Source organism: Mesorhizobium sp. A556, assembly GCF_054489545.1.
On sequence record NZ_JBTMXA010000001.1, the window covers coordinates 492,890 to 510,024 of the forward strand.

Genomic DNA, 17,135 nt, shown 5'->3' on the forward strand with positions numbered 1-17,135 from the left:
CCGTAAAGGCGAAAAATGCTTGGACGCCTGAATCACGTGGCGATTGCCGTACCGGACCTTTCGGCGGCAATTGCACTCTATCGAGATACGCTGGGCGCCAGCGTGACCGCGCCGCAGGACTTGCCCGAACATGGCGTGACGGTGGTTTTCGTCGATGTCGGCAACACCAAGATCGAATTGCTGTCGCCGCTGGGCGAAGGGTCGCCGATTTCCGCATTCCTGGAAACGAATCCATCAGGCGGCATGCACCATATCTGCTATGAGGTAGACGATATACTGGCTGCGCGCGACCGACTTAAAGCCGGTGGAGCGCGGGTTCTGGGCGACGGCAATCCGAAGATCGGCGCGCATGGCAAGCCGGTGCTTTTCCTTCATCCGAAGGATCTTTTCGGTACACTGGTCGAATTGGAGCAGGCATGAGCTGGATTTCTTTCGCGGCCTTGTATTTCATCACCTGGTGGACCGTGTTGTTCGCGGTCCTGCCCTTCAGCGTAACAACGCAGGACGACGACCAGAACGTGACGCTCGGTACCGTGTCGAGTGCGCCGCGTGGGCCGCATATGCGGCGTGCGATTGTGCGGACGACCCTTATCGCCGGCGTCATCATGGGCATTTTCTGGTGGGTGACGCACGGGCTTGGATTAGGCTTCGACGATATTCCGCGCGTCGTACCGGTCTGAAGTAATCCACTGCGCCAGAGCATCGGACCGAAAAGCGGTTAGTTGCCGGCTTTCGGATTGTGCCACCACTCAATCAAAGCATTAGAGCATCCCGAAATATTCGGGCGTCCTTTTGGATGCACGGCGCTCTGAACTGGATATAGCCGCCAAAAAAAAGCAAGGCACGAAGCCTTGCAAATAAACGCGTCCGATCTGTTTCCACAAACGGCGGCTGCGAATTACCGCGCCTAGATCGCATCCTCCCAAGACTTTGACCGCGTAGGAGAGCAGATTTGTCTCTGCCCTCTCGGTTATCGGGGCACACTAAACTAACCCGAGCGCCGGAGTCACGAAAAATATTGCTTTGAAACAAGCTTTTATGTGTTGCATCGCACAATGAATCGCCCTCGGCGCTTCGACCATAGGATGGGCGAAGCCGGCGACATTGCCGCGCCCGGTGCGGGTTCCCATCCCGCCATGAAATGGCTATGAAGCCCATGCAAGCAAGCTTCGGTGGCCCGATTCCTGCGCCGCCATCCTCAGTCACGGACGATATCATGCGTTTGTCGCGCTATTTCCTGCCCATCCTCAAAGAAAATCCGCGTGAAGCCGAGATCATCTCGCATCGGTTGATGTTGCGCGCCGGCATGATTCGCCAGCAGGCGGCCGGCAGTTTTTCCTGGCTGCCGCTGGGCAAGCGGGTGCTGGACAAGGTCTGTGCAATCGTGCGCGAGGAGCAGAACAGGGCCGGCGCACTGGAAATCCTGATGCCGACCATCCAGTCGGCCGATCTGTGGCGCGAAAGTGGCCGCTACGACGACTATGGCAAGGAGATGCTGCGGCTTAAGGACCGGCACGAGCGCGACATGCTCTTTGGCCCGACCAATGAGGAAATGGTGACGGAAATCTTCCGTTCCTACGTCCGATCCTACAAGGATCTGCCGCTCAATCTCTACCATATCCAGTGGAAGTTCCGCGATGAAGTGCGGCCGCGTTTCGGCGTGATGCGCTCGCGCGAGTTCCTGATGAAGGATGCCTATAGTTTCGACCTCGATTTCGAGGGTGCGAAGGCGGCCTATAACCGCATGTTCGTTTCCTACCTGCGCACCTTTACCCGTCTGGGATTGCAGGCAATTCCGATGCGCGCCGACACCGGGCCTATCGGCGGCGATCTCAGCCACGAATTCATCATTCTGGCCGACACCGGCGAAAGCCAGGTTTATTGCCATCGCGACTATCTCGGCCTTCCCGTGCCCGGAGAAAACACCGACTTTTCCGACGATGCCTCGATCGGCGACATCGTCACGAAGTGGACGACCCCTTACGCCGCGACCGACGAGATGCACGACGAAGCGGCGTGGGCCAAGGTGGCGGAAGGCGACCGGCTTTCGGCGCGTGGCATCGAGGTCGGTCACATCTTCCACTTCGGCGACAAATATTCGAAGGCCATGGGCGCCAAGGTGACTGGCCCGGACGGCAAGGATCATTTCGTGTCGATGGGTTCTTACGGCATCGGGCCTTCGCGGCTGATTGCCGCGATCATCGAAGCCAGCCACGACGACAGCGGCATCATCTGGCCGGAATCGATCGCGCCGTTCGACATTGGCCTCATCAACATGAAGGCGGGCGATGCCGAATGCGACCGGGTTTCAAGCGAACTCCATGCCGCGTTGGTCGCCGCCGGCAAGGAAGTGCTTTACGACGACACCGATCAGCGGCCGGGCGGCAAGTTCGCGACCGCCGACCTGATCGGCCTGCCATGGCAGGTCATCGTCGGCCCGCGCGGTGTGGCGGCCGGTGAAGTCGAGATCAAGAACCGCAAGACGGGCGAGCGCGAGACGCTGCCGATTGCAGCCGTGGCCCAGCGTTTCGGTGCAATCGCATGAGCGAAGCTGCTGTGGCGAAACAGGCGGCGGCAGGCCCGTTTTCGGTATTCGAGCGCATGGTGGCATGGCGCTATCTGCGTTCGCGGCGCAAGGAAACGGTGATCTCGGTCATCGCCTCGATTTCGTTTCTCGGCATCATGCTGGGTGTCGCCACGCTGATCGTCGTGATGGCGGTCATGAATGGTTTTCGCGCCGAATTGCTGTCTCGCATTCTTGGCGTGAACGGTCACCTGATCGTGACGCCGATCGACATGCCGCTTGAAGATTACGCTGCCGTCGCAACCCGCATCAACGGTGTTCCCGGCGTGAAATACGCCATTCCGCTGATCGATGGGCAGGTATTGGCGCAAGGCAATGTAGGCAGCGGCACCGGCGCCCTGGTGCGCGGCATCCGCGGCGAGGATCTCGGCAAGATCGCCATCGTCGCCAACAATATCAAGCAGGGTTCGATTGTCGGTTTCGACAGCGGCGAGGGCGTCGCCATCGGTAGCCGCATGGCGGAAAGCCTCGGCTTGGTGCTCGGTGACATGATCACGCTGATCTCGCCGGACGGCGACGTGACGCCGCTCGGCACCACGCCGCGCATGAAGGGCTATCCGGTCACCGCGATCTTCGAGGTCGGCATGTCGGAATATGACAGTTCCATCATCTACATGCCGTTTTCGGAAGCGCAGCTCTATTTCAACATGGAGAACAAGGCGCAGACCATCGAGATCTACGTCGACGATCCCGACGACATAGATGCGTTGAAACCGAAGGTGGAGGAGGCGGCGCAGCGCCAGATATTTTTGACCGACTGGCGCCAGCGCAACCAGACCTTTTTCTCCGCCCTTCAGGTCGAGCGCAATGTCATGTTTATGATCTTGACGCTGATCGTGCTGGTGGCGGCGTTGAACATCATTTCGGGCCTGATCATGCTGGTAAAGGACAAGGGGCACGACATCGCCATCCTGCGCACCATGGGCGCTTCGCGCGGCGCTATTCTGCGCATCTTCATGATGACCGGGGCGGCGATCGGCGTGACCGGAACGCTGGCGGGCGTCGCGCTGGGCGTCGTGATCTGCCTTAACGTCGAGCGGATACGGGAGTTCTTTTCCTGGGTTTCGGGCACGGTGTTGTTCAATCCCGAGCTGTATTTCCTGAGCCAGTTGCCGGCAAAGATGGATTTTTCCGAAACGTTCTCGGTCGTGCTGATGGCGTTGGGGCTGTCCTTCCTGGCAACGCTGTTTCCCGCCTGGCGCGCAGCCAGACTCGATCCGGTCGAAGCGCTGAGGTACGAATGATGGCAGAAGCCATTATCGAGTTGAAGGCGGTCGAACGCCATTACGTGCAGGGCGCGCGCAAGCTTACCATCCTGAACGGCGCTGATTTCTCGCTGCATCGTGGCGAGATCGTCGCGCTGGTGGCGCCCTCCGGCGTCGGAAAATCGACACTGCTGCATACGGCGGGCCTGCTGGAACGGCCGGACGCCGGTGATGTCATGCTGGCCGGGCGTGCCTGCGGCCGGCTGAACGACGAGCAGCGCACCACGATCCGGCGCAACGATGTCGGTTTTGTCTATCAGTTCCATCACCTGCTGCCGGAATTCACGGCGCTGGAAAACATCATGATGCCGCAGTTGATCAAGGGGCTTACGCGCCCCGTGGCCGCCGAAAGGGCGGCGCAGCTGCTCGACTATATGCAGATCGGCAAGCGCGCCGCCCACAGGCCGTCCGAGCTTTCGGGCGGCGAACAGCAACGGGTGGCGATTGCACGTGCCGTCGCCAATGCGCCGCTGGTGCTGCTGGCGGATGAGCCGACCGGCAATCTCGACCCGGTGACGGCGTCCTATGTGTTCGAGGCGCTGGAGGCTCTGGTCCGGCAGTCCGGGCTCGCAGCCTTGATCGCCACGCATAACCTTGCCCTGGCCGAGCGCATGGACCGCCGCGTTACCCTGGCCGACGGAAAAGTCGTGCCGCTATAAACGGTGCGGATAATTATTTTCCGCTGAACATAGAGCGCGCTGCGTCCAATCGGACGCACGGCACTCTGACGGTTTGGTCGAGCATCGGATCAATCCGAAACCGGTCACCATTTTTCGGTCCGATGCTTTAGCGCTGGCATCGGCGACGGTTAAAATCCGGCTGCGGCCTGATCGCGCCGGATTTCATATGTGACCCGCAAGCCGATCTTTGGCGGTCTTGCCCGGCTTAGGCTCTCCCGCCCGGCTTTTGGTTCCCTCGCAAGTCACCGCATCAAAGCTTCAACTTACGCTTTCTTTACCATGGCCTCCGGCTCTGCCCGCTCAGCGCCCGGCCACGCGCAAAGCATTTGACATTTGAACAAAACTAGAACAAAGTGAAAACATAACAACAACAGGAGAGAGTTATGAGCGATCTGGTTCAGGATGTCGTCTCGCTGGTGTGCATGAGTACCTTTCTCGTCTCGATGGCCATCTGGATCGGCGCGATGTGATGAGCCGACTTGCCGGGTTGGGCGCTTCTGCCACGCCCGTTCCAAGGCAGCAGGCTACAACCGGCTGATCGGCGCTGAAATGCGTCAGGCCGTCAGCTCGGCGGGGATGGAATTTCCGCCGCGCCGAAAACGCCCACGAAGGCACTTTTCAATGCGGCATCGAGATCGGCCATCGTGACTGGCAGGCCAAGGTCGACAAGGCTGGTGACGCCATGGTCCTGCACGCCGCAGGGCACGATGCCGCCGAAATGGCCGAGGTCGGGTTCTACGTTGATCGCGATGCCGTGGAAACTGACCCAGCGGCGCAGCCTTATGCCGATGGCGGCGATCTTGTCTTCTGTGGCCGAGCCGTCCGGCATGGGCGGGCGGTCTGGCCGTACCACCCATACGCCGACGCGATCCTCGCGCCGTTCGCCCCGAACGTTGAAGGCGGCGAGGGTGGCGATGATCCACTGCTCGAGCGCCGCGACGAAGGCCCGAACGTCCTCGCGTCTCTGCTTCAGGTCGAGCATGACATAGGCAACGCGCTGGCCGGGGCCGTGATAGGTATATTCGCCGCCGCGTCCCGCCGCAAAAACCGGGAATCGATCTGGGTCGATCAGGTCTTGTCCATGTGCGCTGGTGCCCGCCGTATAGAGTGGCGGGTGTTCCACCAGCCAGACCAGCTCGCAAGCGCTGCCTGCCCGGATCGCCTCGGCCCGCGCCTCCATGATGGCGATGGCGTGCGGATAGGGGGTGAGGCCCGGCTCGACCAGCCATTCTACCGGCGCGGAGCCGGGCAGGGGCAGAAACGACGTGGCAAGTTTGCTGCGTTCAGGCATGACGTATCTCTAGGGCGACGGATGCTCGGATAAAGCCGGGCTGTCGCCCTATCTTTTGTGTGGGCATCGGATTTTCCGAAAACCGGTTTCGGTCCGATGCTCTAGCTGTATTGCCATATGGCAATAGCATGATCAAACGTCCAGTTTTGGGGCTGACGGATGGTCCGCGTGCGGAATGGCAAATTAGGATCGATCAGCCCTGCGATTATTGCACCGCGCACCCTTGTTTCGCCCGGAACGATTTGCTACACGCCGCGAGCCGGTTGTTGCCGGCTCTACCACGTGCGGTCGTGGCGGAATTGGTAGACGCGCAGCGTTGAGGTCGCTGTGGGGCAACCCGTGGAAGTTCGAGTCTTCTCGACCGCACCATTCTCTTTTTGAGCCATTGTAAGGCTTTGATTAGCCTATCATTTTTTTTGGGTGCGGGCCATCTGATAAAAAGTCAGGGCGTTGAGCGTTCTCGATCTTTTCCGATGCCTGCCTGGATAAGCGCTTCCGTTCTGCCTTTTTCGTATAGAGCTTGGACATCATCCCGCCTTCCCAGCCGAACAGCGCATCAAGCTCTTTATCGGTTGCGCCGGCCTCTGCTGCGCGTGTTGCACCAATTTTTCTGACGCCATGGGCCGAACGCTTCTCAAGCCCTGCTTTGCGGCAAGCCACGCGGAAATAGTTGCCGAACGTCTCTTTCGCGATCGGCTTTCTGTTGTCACCGACGATCAGGGCAAGATCACCTGTCGGGCCAGCGGCAAGCGTTTTTGCCAGCACCGGCAGGATGGGGATGCTGACCTCCATCTTGAATTTGCTTTTCTCGGTCTTGATCGTGGCAACGCTGTCGCGAATGTGCTGCTTGCCGATTATAACGGCATCGCCGCGGCGAAGCCCGGTGTAGAGCAGGACGTGGAGCCAAACGCGCTCTTTCGTGCCTTCCGGCCACTTTGCCTCATAGGCCGCTACATCATCCTCGGACCATGCAATGAACCCGTCCCCGTCTTGGCGTTTCGGGTTCTTCACCGTTTCGGTTGGATCGGATTTGATAAATTCAGCATCGACTGCCCAGCGGAATAAGCCACGCATCGCGTCGAGGTAGTTTCTGGCCTGTGCCGGCGTTGAGGCGCGGGCTTCCCGACCATTGACGATAGATTTCCGAGAGATCGATTTATAGGGGTGATGGCCCGCTTTGGTCGAAACCCCTTTGAGGATGTTATCTCGTTGCCGTCTGGTGGCCACAGACAGCGCCGCGTAGGCACCGCTGTCCTTGTACCGGGTAATGAGCCACGCCAAGCTGCCAGCGCCAGCCAAGGCTCTCCTTGGCGGCTCTATGGCTGAAAGGGCGGCAAGGTACTTGGCGTCGAAGTCGGGCGCGTTCAGATTTGGGAGGCGAGTTCGCTTGCCTTTATCCTTGCGGAAGTAAAATACGACCTTCCCGTGGCGCGAGCGCTCACAGGTGACGAAAGGCGGCAGCTTTTTTGGCATGCCATCGATCAAAGCTCGATATCCTCTCCGAGGTCAATTGTGCTGCCATCCTGTGCAGGGATAACGTGTTCTTCGGGGACAAGTCGTATCAGCACATTGCCAATCTGGACGATTGGTGCGTAGCCGGCCTTCTTCGCGCCCTCGCACAAGGCTCGAACCTGGCGTTGCGTGAGCGGCAGCGCCCTACTCATTTCTCCCTTCCTCCTTGGCAGGGAGAGGGCGATTAGCGAGTTCGATCAAAACGTCAGCATGGCAGGGGAGGCCCGGCTTGCACCAGCATGCGAGGTTCTTGCCCCGCAGCGCCGAAATGTCCGGGACCGTCGGCAAGATGCAACCGTGCGCCCAATGGCGCTCGCCTAGAAGCCAAGCCTTGAACGCGCCGACGCAATTCGCATTGGCGACTTCAATCGAGCCTTTATATCCAGCATCCCAGAAAGCCTCGGCTTTGAACGGGTTTCCATATCGTGTGGACCGATCCACCTTCATGGTGTTCGGCGGCATCTTCCAGCCCTTCTTGCGCGAAAGCTGAACGCGTTGCGGTTCACCGGTCATCCCGCGCCTCCTTGGCTTTGAGGGCTTGGAGGGCCGCAAGAAGCGACAAGACCAGCGCAATAGGCTCGCGACCGGGCGGACGCAGATCAATGTCGGTTACCTCGATCCAGTCGATGTCCTCGCTAACCTCCAGCTTCAACCGTTCGCCGTGGATAGGGCAGTTGTAATCCGGGAACAGCCACGCATCGTCGGATACGCAACACGTCGCCACCCTGTAGCCCCATCCTGGTAGGACACGTTTCACAAGAGCAACGGCAGCGTCTAGGCTGGCGGTGATAGGCGGTGTAGTGCTGTCCGTTGTCCAGACGCCGTGGAAGTCATACCAGTGATCTTTAGCGCCACCAGCGAGCACCCGGTGGATTGCCGCATCCACCTCCCGATCCGGCCCGGTCAGCCCACGTACCCGCTCCATTAGCTCATCAATCGACATGATGCGCCCCCTTGGCTTCCGGCTGGGGAGCCTCCTGAACGGTGAGTGTGGCAAATTCTTCACCGGTTGCGCGGCGGTATATGCCTTGCAACTTCAGGCGTAGCGGCTCCCACTGCACGGGCGGCAGATAGCCGTTGAGCAGACCGCGACAAGCAAGATTGACCTGTATGGACGCTAGATCGTCGGCAAGGTTCTCGCGCCTATTCATGGGGAGCCTCCGGGACAAGAGAGCGGAAAGAGATTGCGATGGACCGCGCGGCAGCTTCTTCGGCTGCATGGATCATCGCCCCGTGGCCGTCCTTGTCTTCTCGCGCCAACAGTTTCAGCCCGAGGTCGGCATTTGCCTGTTCAATGGCAATCGCCGCGCACCGCTCTACCGTCACCGGGTCCAGTTCATCCGGGCCAAGGATGCGGTAGCCGGCGGTGGTAAGTGCTTCAAGGACGCCGTGAGCGAACAGATTTGTTCCTGAGAAGGTAGGATTATCGTGCCGCAAGTAGGTCTGTATTGTCCTAGCTATCACGTCTCTGGCACTCACTGGCTGGCCTCCTTGCTGGCGAGGAAGGAGACGGCGACTTCACGGTAGCTGTCCACCATCCGCTTATAGGCAAATTCGTCATAGACGATTTCAAGCGGATAGCCGTCTTCGGTACGGCGGCTGTCGCCTTCTTTCGGGTAGTCCCGGATTGCCTCTAATCGCTTCAGCGCTTCTGCTAGTTCGGCAGAGAGGCGGTCACGGTCGGATATCGTCTCCAACCAGTTGTCGAAGTTGGCTACAGCCTGTTCGGATGTTTCGTGCCAAAGCGCCTCCACCTTAGCCAGCTTGGCCTCGGCGGCTTCTACACGGTCAAAGGCGCTCAACTTCAATTTGCACTGATGGTCTCGTAAATCGACCTGTCGCTCGACTTCCGCCGTCAGCGCCTTGTTGTCAGCGGTGAGGCGGGTGATGGTGGCTTCGAGATGGGCGATACGAACCGTCTCTGGTGTTCCAGATAATCCACCCCACGCACTCATGGCTCCCGCCCTCCATCCAGTATGGAGCGACCGGCAGGCTCCGAGAGTTCGCGCCGCAACGCGTTCATTTGACTTTCCAGTGTAGGAAGCCAGTTCGCCGCAGCCTTGCGATGATCCTCAACACCGCTCGACCTGTGCATATTGGTCAGCGCGTGGACGTGCAGCAGCGTCTCGATCATCAGGCGGGCATAGGTTGAGCCCAATTCACTCGCCATGGTCGCCTCCATCAAGAGCGCGCAGGGCGGCGATGAGATTGTCGTGCTGAGTGACGAGGGAATGGTTGACGAACGAGAATTCCTCGCAACCAACCGCATGGACCGGCACCCCGCACGCTAGAGCGGCCCCGGCTTCGATGAACGCACCTTTCAGGACTTCGCCAGGTTCGCGATACAAGAGAACGGCGGTCGCCTTCGACGCCTCAGAGATGCAGCGCGACCACAGGCTTTCGAAGCATTTTGTTTCGCCCTCGCCGGCTTCGTCAATCCATGTCGAGTTGATTGGAAGCCCTGCCGCTCGTAGTTCTCGCCACTTCGAAGCGTGCGCCGTTTTGCTTGCGGTGTAAATCGACCCGGTCATCCTACCGCCCTCCCGTAGCCGTAGGAGCGGTGGGGGCAAGGAAGTCTGCGAGTTTGTTCGGATCGAGAACGTACACTTCGCCTGTTCGCTGCTCGACCTTGGCTATGGCCAACAGCATTGCGTCAAGCTGTTCCTGCCGCCACCCGTCAGCCGTAGCTGGGGAGACGGAGAGGGCGGCGTGGGCCTCCGCTCGTTCGGCACGCAACCGCAATTCTCGGTTTTGGCTTTCAAGAATACCGTTGGCGCGGCCCATGTCGTCGATCTTGTTCTGCCAAAGGCTGGATATTGGCAGCGCCTCTACCTCTCCCGAAGGGGGCGGGGAGGCGAGCCTGTACCCAATCAATTCTCTAGCTAGTCTCCCCGCATCGTCTGCCCGAAGATTTGCCCACTCTTGCAACTCATCGTCATCAACGGGCGCTCGATACATATTAGCGCCCGCTTCCCCATTGGATGCGGAGAGTGCTTTCTTGGCCTCATTCATCGCATTGTCGAACTGATCGTCGTTATCGTATCTGGTGCGGCCCTCAATTTCCGAGATGGCCCACTCCAGCGCCTTCATCCCCTTCACCGCTAGGGCGGGCTGCGGAGCGACTGGATCGCTTTCGTACAATTCGGCGGCGTTCTTGTCCCACACAGCCTCAAAGTCTCGCCCAAGTGGCTCCACTGGCTCGCCTGCTTGGGGCTGCGTGGCGGCAAGATAGGCAGTGATGGCGGCCTCCATAGCGGGCGCGACATTCTCCATCGCATAAGGATGCAGGCTGTCCCATGGGATCATACGGGCTTTTTCAGCGTATGCGTTCCATGCCGACTTCACGGCGCGCGGGTCCAGTGCGGTCATGATTTCCTCGCTTTCAGGATAAGGGCGGTCGCCGCCTCGATGTCGCCTGTGACGGAATACAGATCGGCCGCCAGGCCAAACGGATCGATGCCGTGATGTTTCCAGAACTCGAGTTCAGCGCCGGAATGCTGATCGCGGTGCTCGTCGGAGGTCAGGGGAAGCGTCCAGCAATCGTCTGGCTTCTGCTGCCCGCCAGTCCATTTCTTACGATGGACGGCGCTTCCTGCCCGGATATGGCAGGCTTGGCACCCATACGCGCCAGAGACAGCCGAAGGGAGTTTGCGAATGAACGCCAGATGCGCGGTATCTTCGATGCGCCTGGTGGCCTTGGATGACAGATCGCGGCTGAACGCTTCGGGGTGATAGGCTACGCGCGCCATTACTGCCACTCCCAACGATGGAGATAGCCGATGAAAGACTGTTGGCCGTAGCGGGCCTGAAACCAAGCGACCATGGCCGCATAGTCCTTGAACCCGTCGAGGCGGGCGAACTCGTCACGGTCGCGCGGATGCTGGCGAACGTCAGAGACGGTCAGGGATTCGGGCCGGATCGCGACATAGCCGACGAACGTGCAGATCGGATCGACCTCGACCAGCTTCCGGCAGTCCTTGGTGCGCTGGCCTGTGTAAAGCTGGATCCGGTTGCCTACCTTGGCGCGGCGCGTCTGACGGATCGTCTGCCGTTTCTCGCGGCGCTCGACGGGACCGGCAAATTCGGGTGAGAAGTTCAGAGCCGCCATGTCAGCCCCTCCCGCGAAGGGCCGCGTGCGTCGCTTGGCGTTTGACCTTACGGCCGCGCCCGATAGCCTGTGTGCAGCCAGTACGATAGCCGCGCCGTTCGATTTCATTCCCCTCGCGCCAGCCGGGAAGGGAAGCCATCGGGTTATGGCGACACTGCCACCACCGGATGATATTGGAGATCCAGCGGTTCATGCTTTCGGCTCCTGCTCTGGCTCGCCAAGAACAAGGATAGTGCTTTCGTCATCCATTCCTTGCCGGTACCAGCCACCTTGGCAGTTGTAGAAAGAGCCGCGATGGATGGTGACGTTTCTGTCTTTAAGCTTGCCGAGAAGGTCCTTTTCGATATCCCGCTCTGGCGTAAGTACGATTTGCTCACGGCCTTCCATGATGACGAGGGCGATTTTCATGCTGCCAAATCCTTGTAAGCAGGATCGGTCCATGCGACTTCGTGTCGGTCCCCGTATTCCTGGATGACGGTGATTAAATCGGCCATCTGGCGCACCGTGAGGCGCGAGGAACGAAAGCCGAGAGGGAATGGCCCGGAATTGTCCAGCCCTTCACAGAACTGCACCTGATGGCCTAGCGAGTGCATGAAAGCTGCCTTCCATGTCTCAGGCGTCCAGTGACGGCCTTCGGGCTTGGAACGGCTCACGTCTGACAGCATGGCCCACATGCGCGCGTTCTGGTCGAGGTTGCGGGTTGCTTCCTTGATCGTCAGCACGGCATTGAACGGTGCGCGGTCGATCAGGTTTTTCGCCACCGCCTTCTGTCGCGGCCCGTCAAGAATGACTGTCTGTGCCATTGTGGCCTCCCGTCAGAAAGGGATGTCGTTGTCGAGGATTTCTTCCTCGGTGGCCTTGCGAAGCTTTACGCTTTCGACGGGACCGAGTGGGCACTTGAAAGAATCCACGGCGGCAAGAACGACGAACAATTTGCCGGGAGAGCGCTCGGCAAGGCGTTTGGCCTCTGCCTGTGCGCTGTCTTTCGTGAGATGCTTAAAGGTCGGACTTCCACCGTCCATGCAGTAGACCATCCAGAATTTTGCAATCGGTTCCATTTTTCGGTCCTTTCTGGGGAGACGGATTAGCCGGCCAGCACGTTCCCGACCGCGCCTGTACGGTCGCCGGGAAAGTCTGGAATTTCGTCGTTGGTGACGATTGTTGACCGTCGCGCCGCAAACTTCGGGGCGGCGATGTCGCGATAGTCTTTCGACCAGTTGTCTCGGTTCACGATGAACGTCCAAGCCTTGGCGCATTTGTCCACGTCTGCGACGGTCGCGCAGTCGAGCAAGTCCTGCTCAATCGCCTCAAGGCCGCGCTTTTGCTCGGCGGCGCTGACCGGCTTCGGTTTTTCGGCTTGCTGCTTTTCTTCCTGGAACTCGCGCCCGACATCTTGGACGTATTTGCTATCGTCAAAGCGGCCCATAAAAATATCGCCGGCAAATCCGATCATCGACAGCGCCTTGATCAGCGCGTCGGTGACGGATTTCTTCGGAGCGTCTTCGTCGGTGAAGGTTTTGCCGCTGGCATATTTCCCGCTGAACGTGGTGCCGCCGATATGCTCGACTTCGCCGCGCTCGCCATTCCATTTGTACCAGACCTTCACCTTGGCGATGTGCATCTGTTCGTAGAAGCCATCGGAAATCAGCGCGCCGCGTTCGATGCGCTCGTCCACGGTGAAGCCCCAGCCGATGCCGATGGGGCCGAACGTCTCCGTCGCCTTCATGACGATCCAGTGAGGCTTGGGAGACGTGCCCTTGTAACTCTTGCCGGTAATGGCTTTGACGTGGGCAGGATCGGTCTTTTCGACCTGATGCCAAAGGGCGAGATTATCGGTCATGCCGCCAACTCCCCGAACGTGATCTGCATCTTGCGATGCACACTCCGAACGCGCTCGACATCATCGCGACAGTAGGAAGCAATCGCGTCGTATTCGCCACGCTGCCACATGCCGGCGACCATGGAGCCGTCAATGCCGTCCTTGCCGGGGATACCCAGCACCTTGCAGAGATTATCGAGGCTGATGCTGTCCTTCGCGCCGGCCCATGCCGTCATCGTGTCGAAGACTTCGCGGCTCCAAGGCTTGGGATCGCGCGGGAACCATGCCGGTAATGTGATGCCGAGAACGATTGCGCGCTGCATCAGAAAGCGAAGATCGAAGTTGGCGACGTAGTGGCCGACAATCGTCACAACGGGGACGCGAGAAACGCCGACGCTCATCCGGTCGAAAGCGGATTGGATGGTTTCACGTTCATCCGTGCCGATGGTGGACCGGGTTTCGAAATTGTCCCACGCCCAGCCGATGCAGCAAACCTTGCCGTAAGCGCCAGAGAAAGAGGTCTTTGCGACGGCTTCTTCGACCAGTCTCGGCTTCTTATCCACCTCCCAAGCTGCTATACTTTCGGGCTTGGAAATGTTGCCGGGGCATGTGATCGAAGCTGCAATTTCCGCGACCTTTTCAGCGTCGGTCGTCGGGATGGTTTCGATGTCCAAATATAGAAAATCGGTCATGCTGATGCCCTCCTGGAATTGGCGTATTGCTGCCATTTGATGATTGCCCGACGCAGCTTGGCGCGGGCGTAAATGAGCCTGCCGGGAAGGCCGGAACGCAGGATGAAATGCGCTTCCCTGCGGGCTTCCATGGCGTCGTGATAAAATCGGAATGCTGCATCGCTCATGCCGCTGCTTTCCTTTCGGTCTGGATTTTCTCGGCCATGCGGGCGTAAAGCTCCGCGTCGGCGCGCTGATGCTCGGCCTCGGCAATCTGGCCGGCGTTGATGAGGATCGGCCACCAGCGGGAAGCGTTGCGAGCGAGTGTCCGCGCCTCTTGCGCTGTAAGCCTGGGGGGGGTCATGGAGCGACCTCGCGGGCCAAAAGCATGGCGTCGGCAAGCTCGTATGCGTCACGAGCCACAGCCGCTTGAACATCTGCCTTGGTTGCGGGGCTGGGGAGTTCAAGCTGATGCTGGCCAGCGCTAGTGGCTATGAGAACGGAGGGCAAAATCTGCCCAGCGATCCAGTCGCGAAGCGACATTCCTTCGTCACAGGAAATTACCCTGACGCCGCTCGTCCCGTCCTCTTTGAAACTTTTCGGACGCGGGAACGCAGGACCGCCGTCGTGGTTCTTGCTCATGCGAGCCACCGTGTATCCATCTGTCCCGCGACCAAGATCAGTGCGATAAGCAGCACGCAGGTCCAGCGGGGGTGAGTTGCGAGCCAGTTGCAGGCATCGGTGAGGGCGCGGTCACACATGATCCGGTTCCTTCTGTGAGGCTGACAGGGACGCGGACGCAGCCCTCCGTTTGCGGTTCTCGCGCTTGATCTTGTGAGAGAACCATTCGCGCTGGATCATCTCGGCGCGGATTTCTTCAATCTGTTCGTCAGTGAAGAACGAAAGGCCGCGATAACGGGCAATGACGCGATGAACAGCATCGTCCAATTCACTGCCGGCCCATGTGTCCAGCATCTTGATCTGGTGTTCGTGGCGGGCGCGGGAGGTCATGACGCGCTCCCTGCGAGAGCGGCGGTGACGGTTTCGTAACCTACCCAATCCGCGTCCGACCACATGAGCGCGACCTTGAGCGCCGCGTCTTTCCTCGCGATCTGCTCCCTCAGCGCCTTTATTGTCTCTGCATCCTGAGAGGGGGCGCGACGGTTCCAAGCAGCGGTGGCGCGTTCCATCGTGTCGTTGTTTGGCCCGTAGTAGGCCGGGACAGCGGATGCGCCGCAGTTGATGCAAAACATCTGCCGTCCATCGCGGACATGCCGATCCGTGATGTGGGCGCTGCCACAGTGCGGGCACGGCAGAAGTTCTGGCAACAAGGGCGTGTTCTTGTCGGTCATCAAACCCTCCCAGCTTTGAAATTGGCGTAGGTGAACGGCTCGCGCTTGGTCTGGCGGCGAGTGTCGCGCTTGGCTCTCAGCTCAAGCTCCGCGTCATCACGGAACGATCCGGCGCGCTCATAGGCCAGCGCCAGCGAATTGACGGCCTTGCGGTTCAGCGGAACGATGGTGTCGAGCGCGGCAAGTCGTTGTTGCGTTTTAAGCTTTGGGTTGTAGGCATACCGCCAGTCGGAATAAGCCTCGGCAATGGCCTCGGTAATGCCTACCCCAGAATTGAGCGTGTACGGCAGGCCAGAGTTCGACGTGCTCGAATAGCTGCTCATCGTCCAGAATGCGGCCCGCCCCTCGGCAATTGCGTCAATCGCCTTTTCCCGGCCAACGGTGTCGGGGTTGCCGTAGACAGCAATCGCGTCGGCCAAGTTCGGGCGAACCGAAAGCGGCGTCTCGCCCATGTAGGCTTCGGCTTCCTTGGAAATGCGAGGGAGGGCGGTCACGATTGCACCTGCGTGTGACCGGCCCAATTGCCGCGCAGCGTTGCAAGCTGGCGCTGGGTGACTTTGCTGCCGAGTTCGTGCCAGCCACGAGGGCGGGTATCGAATCCCCGGCGCTCAAGCTTTTTGGAGCAAAGAATGTTCGAGAGAAGCCGGGCGCGTTCCATGCGATAGCAGGGATCAATCCGCTTCGTCGGCGTATGCGTGCTGTTCTGTTCGGTTTGGGCGTTCATAGCCGTAAAACTTTCTGCCGGGACTATGCCGCCCGGCTCGGCTGTGAAATCAGAAGCCGGTTTCGGTGAACTCTCGCGGCTGGTCGCCTTCGATGAGGCGGCTGACCTGCATGGTTTTGCCGTCGCGAAGGACCAAAAACATCGTGGGTGATTTCCAGACGGAGCCGATTGACGCGTCGGTCACTTCGTCCAATTCGAGGCCGAATTCCTCGTCTTCGACCATGGCGGCAGCCTTGGCTTTCGCCTCATCCAGGCTTTCAGCTTCGATGGTGACGCGAACTTCGCCCTCGACTGTGAACCGAGCTTCAAATTCGGTCGGGCGCTCGTTCTTCAGGAATGCGGCTTCGTCCATCTGTCTGTTCTCCCTTGCCTGTTCCGTCTAGGAGCCGGGTGGCTCGCTGGGGACAAGGAGAGAATTGCACGCAATAGCGGGCAGCGCAAGTCATATTCACGCTTTAGCGGGTATTATTTTTGAGTTGCCCGGAATTCATGCGGAGAAAAAACGAATCGCAGACAACAAAAAGCCCCGGTGATGAGCCGGGGCTGGGGAGGGAGAAGGGCTAAAAGAAAAGGCCCCGCCGAAGCGAGGCCTTCATTCTGACGCTACGATTAGCTTGCATCGCCGGTCGTAACGGCCCTTGGTAGGGACTTAAATCCCGGATATCTCCGGGGCCATGTTCAATATGTGCATTTTGGCGTGAAAGTCAACGTCAGAAGCCTAGTGCGACCTTCATGCAATCGCGAATTTCGTCCATTATTTCGGAGGATAGAACGCGGACATCATAGACACGATTGCCGTTGTGATCCTTGCCTTTGTCGAGCAGTTTGAGCCGGTGAAAGGCCACGCACATGACCATATCTGCCTTCACCCACATGCGAGGGGTATTGTAGGGAAAGGGTAAGGGTGGGTCTAATTCCAGCAAGCAATTATATGGCTGGCAGGGGCGCGGTTCAGTCGTGCTGAGCGGGACAATCGTACATAGTTGATCCCGTCCAGGTAATGCCGGCGAAATTACGATAGCCGGTCTCCGTTTTCGCATTTCTGGAACGCGAAAGCCGTCATTTAGATCTACACGGAGAATGGTTCCGACTTGCGGATGGTAAAGGACGCCCATGCGATTCCCCTGAT

At 59.3% G+C, this 17,135-nt stretch carries 32 protein-coding genes and 1 tRNA gene; 6 read left to right on the plus strand and 27 right to left on the minus strand.

Annotated features, from left to right (window positions below; all coding sequences use genetic code 11):
• Positions 1-15: 15 nt before the first annotated feature.
• From mce to ACX3P0_RS02400, 5 genes are all read left to right on the plus strand, one after another.
• Positions 16-420, plus strand: coding sequence for a methylmalonyl-CoA epimerase (mce, locus tag ACX3P0_RS02380; RefSeq protein ID WP_459086268.1), 405 nt, complete (start codon positions 16-18; stop codon positions 418-420).
• Positions 417-680 (plus strand): DUF1467 family protein, encoded by a 264-nt coding sequence (locus ACX3P0_RS02385; RefSeq protein WP_459078388.1) that lies wholly within the window; start codon positions 417-419, stop codon positions 678-680. The genes mce and ACX3P0_RS02385 overlap by 4 nt, the downstream gene beginning before the upstream one ends.
• 536 nt (positions 681-1,216) lie before the next feature.
• The gene (gene proS, locus ACX3P0_RS02390) at positions 1,217-2,545 is read left to right on the plus strand and encodes a proline--tRNA ligase (protein ID WP_459086269.1); all 1,329 of its coding nucleotides are present in this window, start codon (positions 1,217-1,219) and stop codon (positions 2,543-2,545) included.
• A complete protein-coding gene (locus ACX3P0_RS02395; RefSeq protein ID WP_459086271.1) occupies positions 2,542-3,828 on the plus strand; it encodes a lipoprotein-releasing ABC transporter permease subunit in 1,287 nt (428 codons plus the stop codon). Before proS ends, ACX3P0_RS02395 begins: the two co-directional genes overlap by 4 nt.
• A complete protein-coding gene (locus tag ACX3P0_RS02400; RefSeq protein ID WP_459086273.1) occupies positions 3,825-4,508 on the plus strand; it encodes an ABC transporter ATP-binding protein in 684 nt (227 codons plus the stop codon). The genes ACX3P0_RS02395 and ACX3P0_RS02400 overlap by 4 nt, the downstream gene beginning before the upstream one ends.
• Before the next feature lie 583 nt (positions 4,509-5,091).
• Here ACX3P0_RS02400 and lipB read toward each other — a convergent pair.
• The gene (gene lipB, locus ACX3P0_RS02405; RefSeq protein WP_459086275.1) at positions 5,092-5,820 is read right to left on the minus strand and encodes a lipoyl(octanoyl) transferase LipB; all 729 of its coding nucleotides are present in this window, start codon (positions 5,818-5,820) and stop codon (positions 5,092-5,094) included.
• Between the two features lie 284 nt (positions 5,821-6,104).
• On the opposite strand from lipB, the gene ACX3P0_RS02410 reads away from it, so the two are divergent.
• Positions 6,105-6,189, plus strand: a tRNA-Leu gene (locus tag ACX3P0_RS02410).
• 30 nt (positions 6,190-6,219) lie between these two features.
• On the opposite strand, the gene ACX3P0_RS02415 is transcribed toward ACX3P0_RS02410, so the two are convergent.
• The 26 genes from ACX3P0_RS02415 to ACX3P0_RS02540 form a co-directional block, all read right to left on the minus strand.
• Positions 6,220-7,305: a tyrosine-type recombinase/integrase gene (locus ACX3P0_RS02415; RefSeq protein ID WP_459086277.1), complete on the minus strand. Its 1,086-nt coding sequence runs from the start codon at positions 7,303-7,305 to the stop codon at positions 6,220-6,222.
• Positions 7,302-7,484 (minus strand): hypothetical protein, encoded by a 183-nt coding sequence (locus ACX3P0_RS02420; protein WP_459086279.1) that lies wholly within the window; start codon positions 7,482-7,484, stop codon positions 7,302-7,304. Before ACX3P0_RS02420 ends, ACX3P0_RS02415 begins: the two co-directional genes overlap by 4 nt.
• On the minus strand, positions 7,477-7,845 hold the full coding sequence (locus tag ACX3P0_RS02425) for a DUF4326 domain-containing protein (RefSeq protein WP_459086280.1): 369 nt from the start codon (positions 7,843-7,845) through the stop codon (positions 7,477-7,479). The genes ACX3P0_RS02420 and ACX3P0_RS02425 overlap by 8 nt, the downstream gene beginning before the upstream one ends.
• A complete protein-coding gene (locus ACX3P0_RS02430; RefSeq protein ID WP_459086282.1) occupies positions 7,835-8,275 on the minus strand; it encodes a hypothetical protein in 441 nt (146 codons plus the stop codon). Before ACX3P0_RS02430 ends, ACX3P0_RS02425 begins: the two co-directional genes overlap by 11 nt.
• Positions 8,265-8,483, minus strand: coding sequence for a hypothetical protein (locus ACX3P0_RS02435; protein WP_459086283.1), 219 nt, complete (start codon positions 8,481-8,483; stop codon positions 8,265-8,267). The genes ACX3P0_RS02430 and ACX3P0_RS02435 overlap by 11 nt, the downstream gene beginning before the upstream one ends.
• Complete coding sequence (locus ACX3P0_RS02440) at positions 8,476-8,811, minus strand: hypothetical protein (protein ID WP_459086285.1); 336 nt, start codon at positions 8,809-8,811, stop codon at positions 8,476-8,478. The genes ACX3P0_RS02435 and ACX3P0_RS02440 overlap by 8 nt, the downstream gene beginning before the upstream one ends.
• Positions 8,808-9,287 (minus strand): hypothetical protein, encoded by a 480-nt coding sequence (locus tag ACX3P0_RS02445; protein ID WP_459086287.1) that lies wholly within the window; start codon positions 9,285-9,287, stop codon positions 8,808-8,810. The genes ACX3P0_RS02440 and ACX3P0_RS02445 overlap by 4 nt, the downstream gene beginning before the upstream one ends.
• Complete coding sequence (locus ACX3P0_RS02450) at positions 9,284-9,502, minus strand: hypothetical protein (RefSeq protein ID WP_459086289.1); 219 nt, start codon at positions 9,500-9,502, stop codon at positions 9,284-9,286. The genes ACX3P0_RS02445 and ACX3P0_RS02450 overlap by 4 nt, the downstream gene beginning before the upstream one ends.
• Positions 9,492-9,863, minus strand: coding sequence for a hypothetical protein (locus tag ACX3P0_RS02455; protein ID WP_459086291.1), 372 nt, complete (start codon positions 9,861-9,863; stop codon positions 9,492-9,494). The genes ACX3P0_RS02450 and ACX3P0_RS02455 overlap by 11 nt, the downstream gene beginning before the upstream one ends.
• Before the next feature lies 1 nt (position 9,864).
• Positions 9,865-10,701: a hypothetical protein gene (locus ACX3P0_RS02460; protein WP_459086292.1), complete on the minus strand. Its 837-nt coding sequence runs from the start codon at positions 10,699-10,701 to the stop codon at positions 9,865-9,867.
• Positions 10,698-11,081: a hypothetical protein gene (locus ACX3P0_RS02465; RefSeq protein ID WP_459086294.1), complete on the minus strand. Its 384-nt coding sequence runs from the start codon at positions 11,079-11,081 to the stop codon at positions 10,698-10,700. The genes ACX3P0_RS02460 and ACX3P0_RS02465 overlap by 4 nt, the downstream gene beginning before the upstream one ends.
• Positions 11,081-11,440, minus strand: coding sequence for a hypothetical protein (locus tag ACX3P0_RS02470; protein ID WP_459086296.1), 360 nt, complete (start codon positions 11,438-11,440; stop codon positions 11,081-11,083). The genes ACX3P0_RS02465 and ACX3P0_RS02470 overlap by 1 nt, the downstream gene beginning before the upstream one ends.
• Before the next feature lie 189 nt (positions 11,441-11,629).
• On the minus strand, positions 11,630-11,848 hold the full coding sequence (locus ACX3P0_RS02475; protein ID WP_459086298.1) for a hypothetical protein: 219 nt from the start codon (positions 11,846-11,848) through the stop codon (positions 11,630-11,632).
• Entirely contained in the window at positions 11,845-12,243 is a 399-nt protein-coding gene (locus tag ACX3P0_RS02480) for a recombination protein NinB (protein WP_459086300.1), read from the minus strand. Before ACX3P0_RS02480 ends, ACX3P0_RS02475 begins: the two co-directional genes overlap by 4 nt.
• Positions 12,244-12,255: 12 nt before the next feature.
• Positions 12,256-12,498, minus strand: coding sequence for a hypothetical protein (locus ACX3P0_RS02485; RefSeq protein ID WP_459086302.1), 243 nt, complete (start codon positions 12,496-12,498; stop codon positions 12,256-12,258).
• A gap of 26 nt (positions 12,499-12,524) precedes the next feature.
• Positions 12,525-13,280 (minus strand): hypothetical protein, encoded by a 756-nt coding sequence (locus tag ACX3P0_RS02490; RefSeq protein WP_459086303.1) that lies wholly within the window; start codon positions 13,278-13,280, stop codon positions 12,525-12,527.
• On the minus strand, positions 13,277-13,951 hold the full coding sequence (locus ACX3P0_RS02495; RefSeq protein WP_459086305.1) for a 3'-5' exonuclease family protein: 675 nt from the start codon (positions 13,949-13,951) through the stop codon (positions 13,277-13,279). The genes ACX3P0_RS02490 and ACX3P0_RS02495 overlap by 4 nt, the downstream gene beginning before the upstream one ends.
• On the minus strand, positions 13,948-14,118 hold the full coding sequence (locus ACX3P0_RS02500; RefSeq protein WP_459086306.1) for a hypothetical protein: 171 nt from the start codon (positions 14,116-14,118) through the stop codon (positions 13,948-13,950). The genes ACX3P0_RS02495 and ACX3P0_RS02500 overlap by 4 nt, the downstream gene beginning before the upstream one ends.
• The gene (locus ACX3P0_RS02505) at positions 14,115-14,294 is read right to left on the minus strand and encodes a hypothetical protein (RefSeq protein WP_459086307.1); all 180 of its coding nucleotides are present in this window, start codon (positions 14,292-14,294) and stop codon (positions 14,115-14,117) included. The genes ACX3P0_RS02500 and ACX3P0_RS02505 overlap by 4 nt, the downstream gene beginning before the upstream one ends.
• Positions 14,291-14,572: a hypothetical protein gene (locus ACX3P0_RS02510; protein WP_459086309.1), complete on the minus strand. Its 282-nt coding sequence runs from the start codon at positions 14,570-14,572 to the stop codon at positions 14,291-14,293. Before ACX3P0_RS02510 ends, ACX3P0_RS02505 begins: the two co-directional genes overlap by 4 nt.
• A 111-nt stretch (positions 14,573-14,683) precedes the next feature.
• Positions 14,684-14,941 carry a hypothetical protein gene (locus tag ACX3P0_RS02515; protein WP_459086311.1) on the minus strand — a complete coding sequence of 86 codons (258 nt, stop codon included), beginning with the start codon at positions 14,939-14,941 and terminating at the stop codon, positions 14,684-14,686.
• Positions 14,938-15,282: a Lar family restriction alleviation protein gene (locus tag ACX3P0_RS02520; protein ID WP_459086312.1), complete on the minus strand. Its 345-nt coding sequence runs from the start codon at positions 15,280-15,282 to the stop codon at positions 14,938-14,940. The genes ACX3P0_RS02515 and ACX3P0_RS02520 overlap by 4 nt, the downstream gene beginning before the upstream one ends.
• Entirely contained in the window at positions 15,282-15,734 is a 453-nt protein-coding gene (locus tag ACX3P0_RS02525; RefSeq protein WP_459086314.1) for a hypothetical protein, read from the minus strand. Before ACX3P0_RS02525 ends, ACX3P0_RS02520 begins: the two co-directional genes overlap by 1 nt.
• Before the next feature lie 38 nt (positions 15,735-15,772).
• Positions 15,773-16,006, minus strand: coding sequence for a hypothetical protein (locus tag ACX3P0_RS02530; RefSeq protein WP_459086316.1), 234 nt, complete (start codon positions 16,004-16,006; stop codon positions 15,773-15,775).
• A 49-nt stretch (positions 16,007-16,055) separates the two neighbouring features.
• Positions 16,056-16,358 carry a hypothetical protein gene (locus ACX3P0_RS02535; RefSeq protein ID WP_459086318.1) on the minus strand — a complete coding sequence of 101 codons (303 nt, stop codon included), beginning with the start codon at positions 16,356-16,358 and terminating at the stop codon, positions 16,056-16,058.
• 358 nt (positions 16,359-16,716) lie between these two features.
• The gene (locus ACX3P0_RS02540) at positions 16,717-17,121 is read right to left on the minus strand and encodes a type II toxin-antitoxin system PemK/MazF family toxin (RefSeq protein ID WP_459086319.1); all 405 of its coding nucleotides are present in this window, start codon (positions 17,119-17,121) and stop codon (positions 16,717-16,719) included.
• Positions 17,122-17,135: the final 14 nt, after the last annotated feature.

Excerpts from the sequence above, each read along its gene's own strand:
- mce (WP_459086268.1), top strand. The coding sequence starts at position 16 with ATGCTTGGACGCCTGAATCACGTGGCGATTGCCGTACCGGACCTTTCG.
- ACX3P0_RS02385 (WP_459078388.1), top strand. The coding sequence starts at position 417 with ATGAGCTGGATTTCTTTCGCGGCCTTGTATTTCATCACCTGGTGGACC.
- proS (WP_459086269.1), top strand. The coding sequence starts at position 1,217 with ATGCGTTTGTCGCGCTATTTCCTGCCCATCCTCAAAGAAAATCCGCGT.
- ACX3P0_RS02395 (WP_459086271.1), top strand. The coding sequence starts at position 2,542 with ATGAGCGAAGCTGCTGTGGCGAAACAGGCGGCGGCAGGCCCGTTTTCG.
- ACX3P0_RS02400 (WP_459086273.1), top strand. The coding sequence starts at position 3,825 with ATGATGGCAGAAGCCATTATCGAGTTGAAGGCGGTCGAACGCCATTAC.
- lipB (WP_459086275.1), bottom strand. The coding sequence starts at position 5,820 with ATGCCTGAACGCAGCAAACTTGCCACGTCGTTTCTGCCCCTGCCCGGC.
- ACX3P0_RS02420 (WP_459086279.1), bottom strand. The coding sequence starts at position 7,484 with ATGAGTAGGGCGCTGCCGCTCACGCAACGCCAGGTTCGAGCCTTGTGC.
- ACX3P0_RS02425 (WP_459086280.1), bottom strand. The coding sequence starts at position 7,845 with ATGACCGGTGAACCGCAACGCGTTCAGCTTTCGCGCAAGAAGGGCTGG.
- ACX3P0_RS02430 (WP_459086282.1), bottom strand. The coding sequence starts at position 8,275 with ATGTCGATTGATGAGCTAATGGAGCGGGTACGTGGGCTGACCGGGCCG.
- ACX3P0_RS02435 (WP_459086283.1), bottom strand. The coding sequence starts at position 8,483 with ATGAATAGGCGCGAGAACCTTGCCGACGATCTAGCGTCCATACAGGTC.
- ACX3P0_RS02445 (WP_459086287.1), bottom strand. The coding sequence starts at position 9,287 with ATGAGTGCGTGGGGTGGATTATCTGGAACACCAGAGACGGTTCGTATC.
- ACX3P0_RS02450 (WP_459086289.1), bottom strand. The coding sequence starts at position 9,502 with ATGGCGAGTGAATTGGGCTCAACCTATGCCCGCCTGATGATCGAGACG.
- ACX3P0_RS02455 (WP_459086291.1), bottom strand. The coding sequence starts at position 9,863 with ATGACCGGGTCGATTTACACCGCAAGCAAAACGGCGCACGCTTCGAAG.
- ACX3P0_RS02460 (WP_459086292.1), bottom strand. The coding sequence starts at position 10,701 with ATGACCGCACTGGACCCGCGCGCCGTGAAGTCGGCATGGAACGCATAC.
- ACX3P0_RS02465 (WP_459086294.1), bottom strand. The coding sequence starts at position 11,081 with ATGGCGCGCGTAGCCTATCACCCCGAAGCGTTCAGCCGCGATCTGTCA.
- ACX3P0_RS02470 (WP_459086296.1), bottom strand. The coding sequence starts at position 11,440 with ATGGCGGCTCTGAACTTCTCACCCGAATTTGCCGGTCCCGTCGAGCGC.
- ACX3P0_RS02475 (WP_459086298.1), bottom strand. The coding sequence starts at position 11,848 with ATGAAAATCGCCCTCGTCATCATGGAAGGCCGTGAGCAAATCGTACTT.
- ACX3P0_RS02480 (WP_459086300.1), bottom strand. The coding sequence starts at position 12,243 with ATGGCACAGACAGTCATTCTTGACGGGCCGCGACAGAAGGCGGTGGCG.
- ACX3P0_RS02485 (WP_459086302.1), bottom strand. The coding sequence starts at position 12,498 with ATGGAACCGATTGCAAAATTCTGGATGGTCTACTGCATGGACGGTGGA.
- ACX3P0_RS02490 (WP_459086303.1), bottom strand. The coding sequence starts at position 13,280 with ATGACCGATAATCTCGCCCTTTGGCATCAGGTCGAAAAGACCGATCCT.
- ACX3P0_RS02495 (WP_459086305.1), bottom strand. The coding sequence starts at position 13,951 with ATGACCGATTTTCTATATTTGGACATCGAAACCATCCCGACGACCGAC.
- ACX3P0_RS02500 (WP_459086306.1), bottom strand. The coding sequence starts at position 14,118 with ATGAGCGATGCAGCATTCCGATTTTATCACGACGCCATGGAAGCCCGC.
- ACX3P0_RS02505 (WP_459086307.1), bottom strand. The coding sequence starts at position 14,294 with ATGACCCCCCCCAGGCTTACAGCGCAAGAGGCGCGGACACTCGCTCGC.
- ACX3P0_RS02510 (WP_459086309.1), bottom strand. The coding sequence starts at position 14,572 with ATGAGCAAGAACCACGACGGCGGTCCTGCGTTCCCGCGTCCGAAAAGT.
- ACX3P0_RS02515 (WP_459086311.1), bottom strand. The coding sequence starts at position 14,941 with ATGACCTCCCGCGCCCGCCACGAACACCAGATCAAGATGCTGGACACA.
- ACX3P0_RS02520 (WP_459086312.1), bottom strand. The coding sequence starts at position 15,282 with ATGACCGACAAGAACACGCCCTTGTTGCCAGAACTTCTGCCGTGCCCG.
- ACX3P0_RS02525 (WP_459086314.1), bottom strand. The coding sequence starts at position 15,734 with ATGGGCGAGACGCCGCTTTCGGTTCGCCCGAACTTGGCCGACGCGATT.
- ACX3P0_RS02530 (WP_459086316.1), bottom strand. The coding sequence starts at position 16,006 with ATGAACGCCCAAACCGAACAGAACAGCACGCATACGCCGACGAAGCGG.
- ACX3P0_RS02535 (WP_459086318.1), bottom strand. The coding sequence starts at position 16,358 with ATGGACGAAGCCGCATTCCTGAAGAACGAGCGCCCGACCGAATTTGAA.
- ACX3P0_RS02540 (WP_459086319.1), bottom strand. The coding sequence starts at position 17,121 with ATGGGCGTCCTTTACCATCCGCAAGTCGGAACCATTCTCCGTGTAGAT.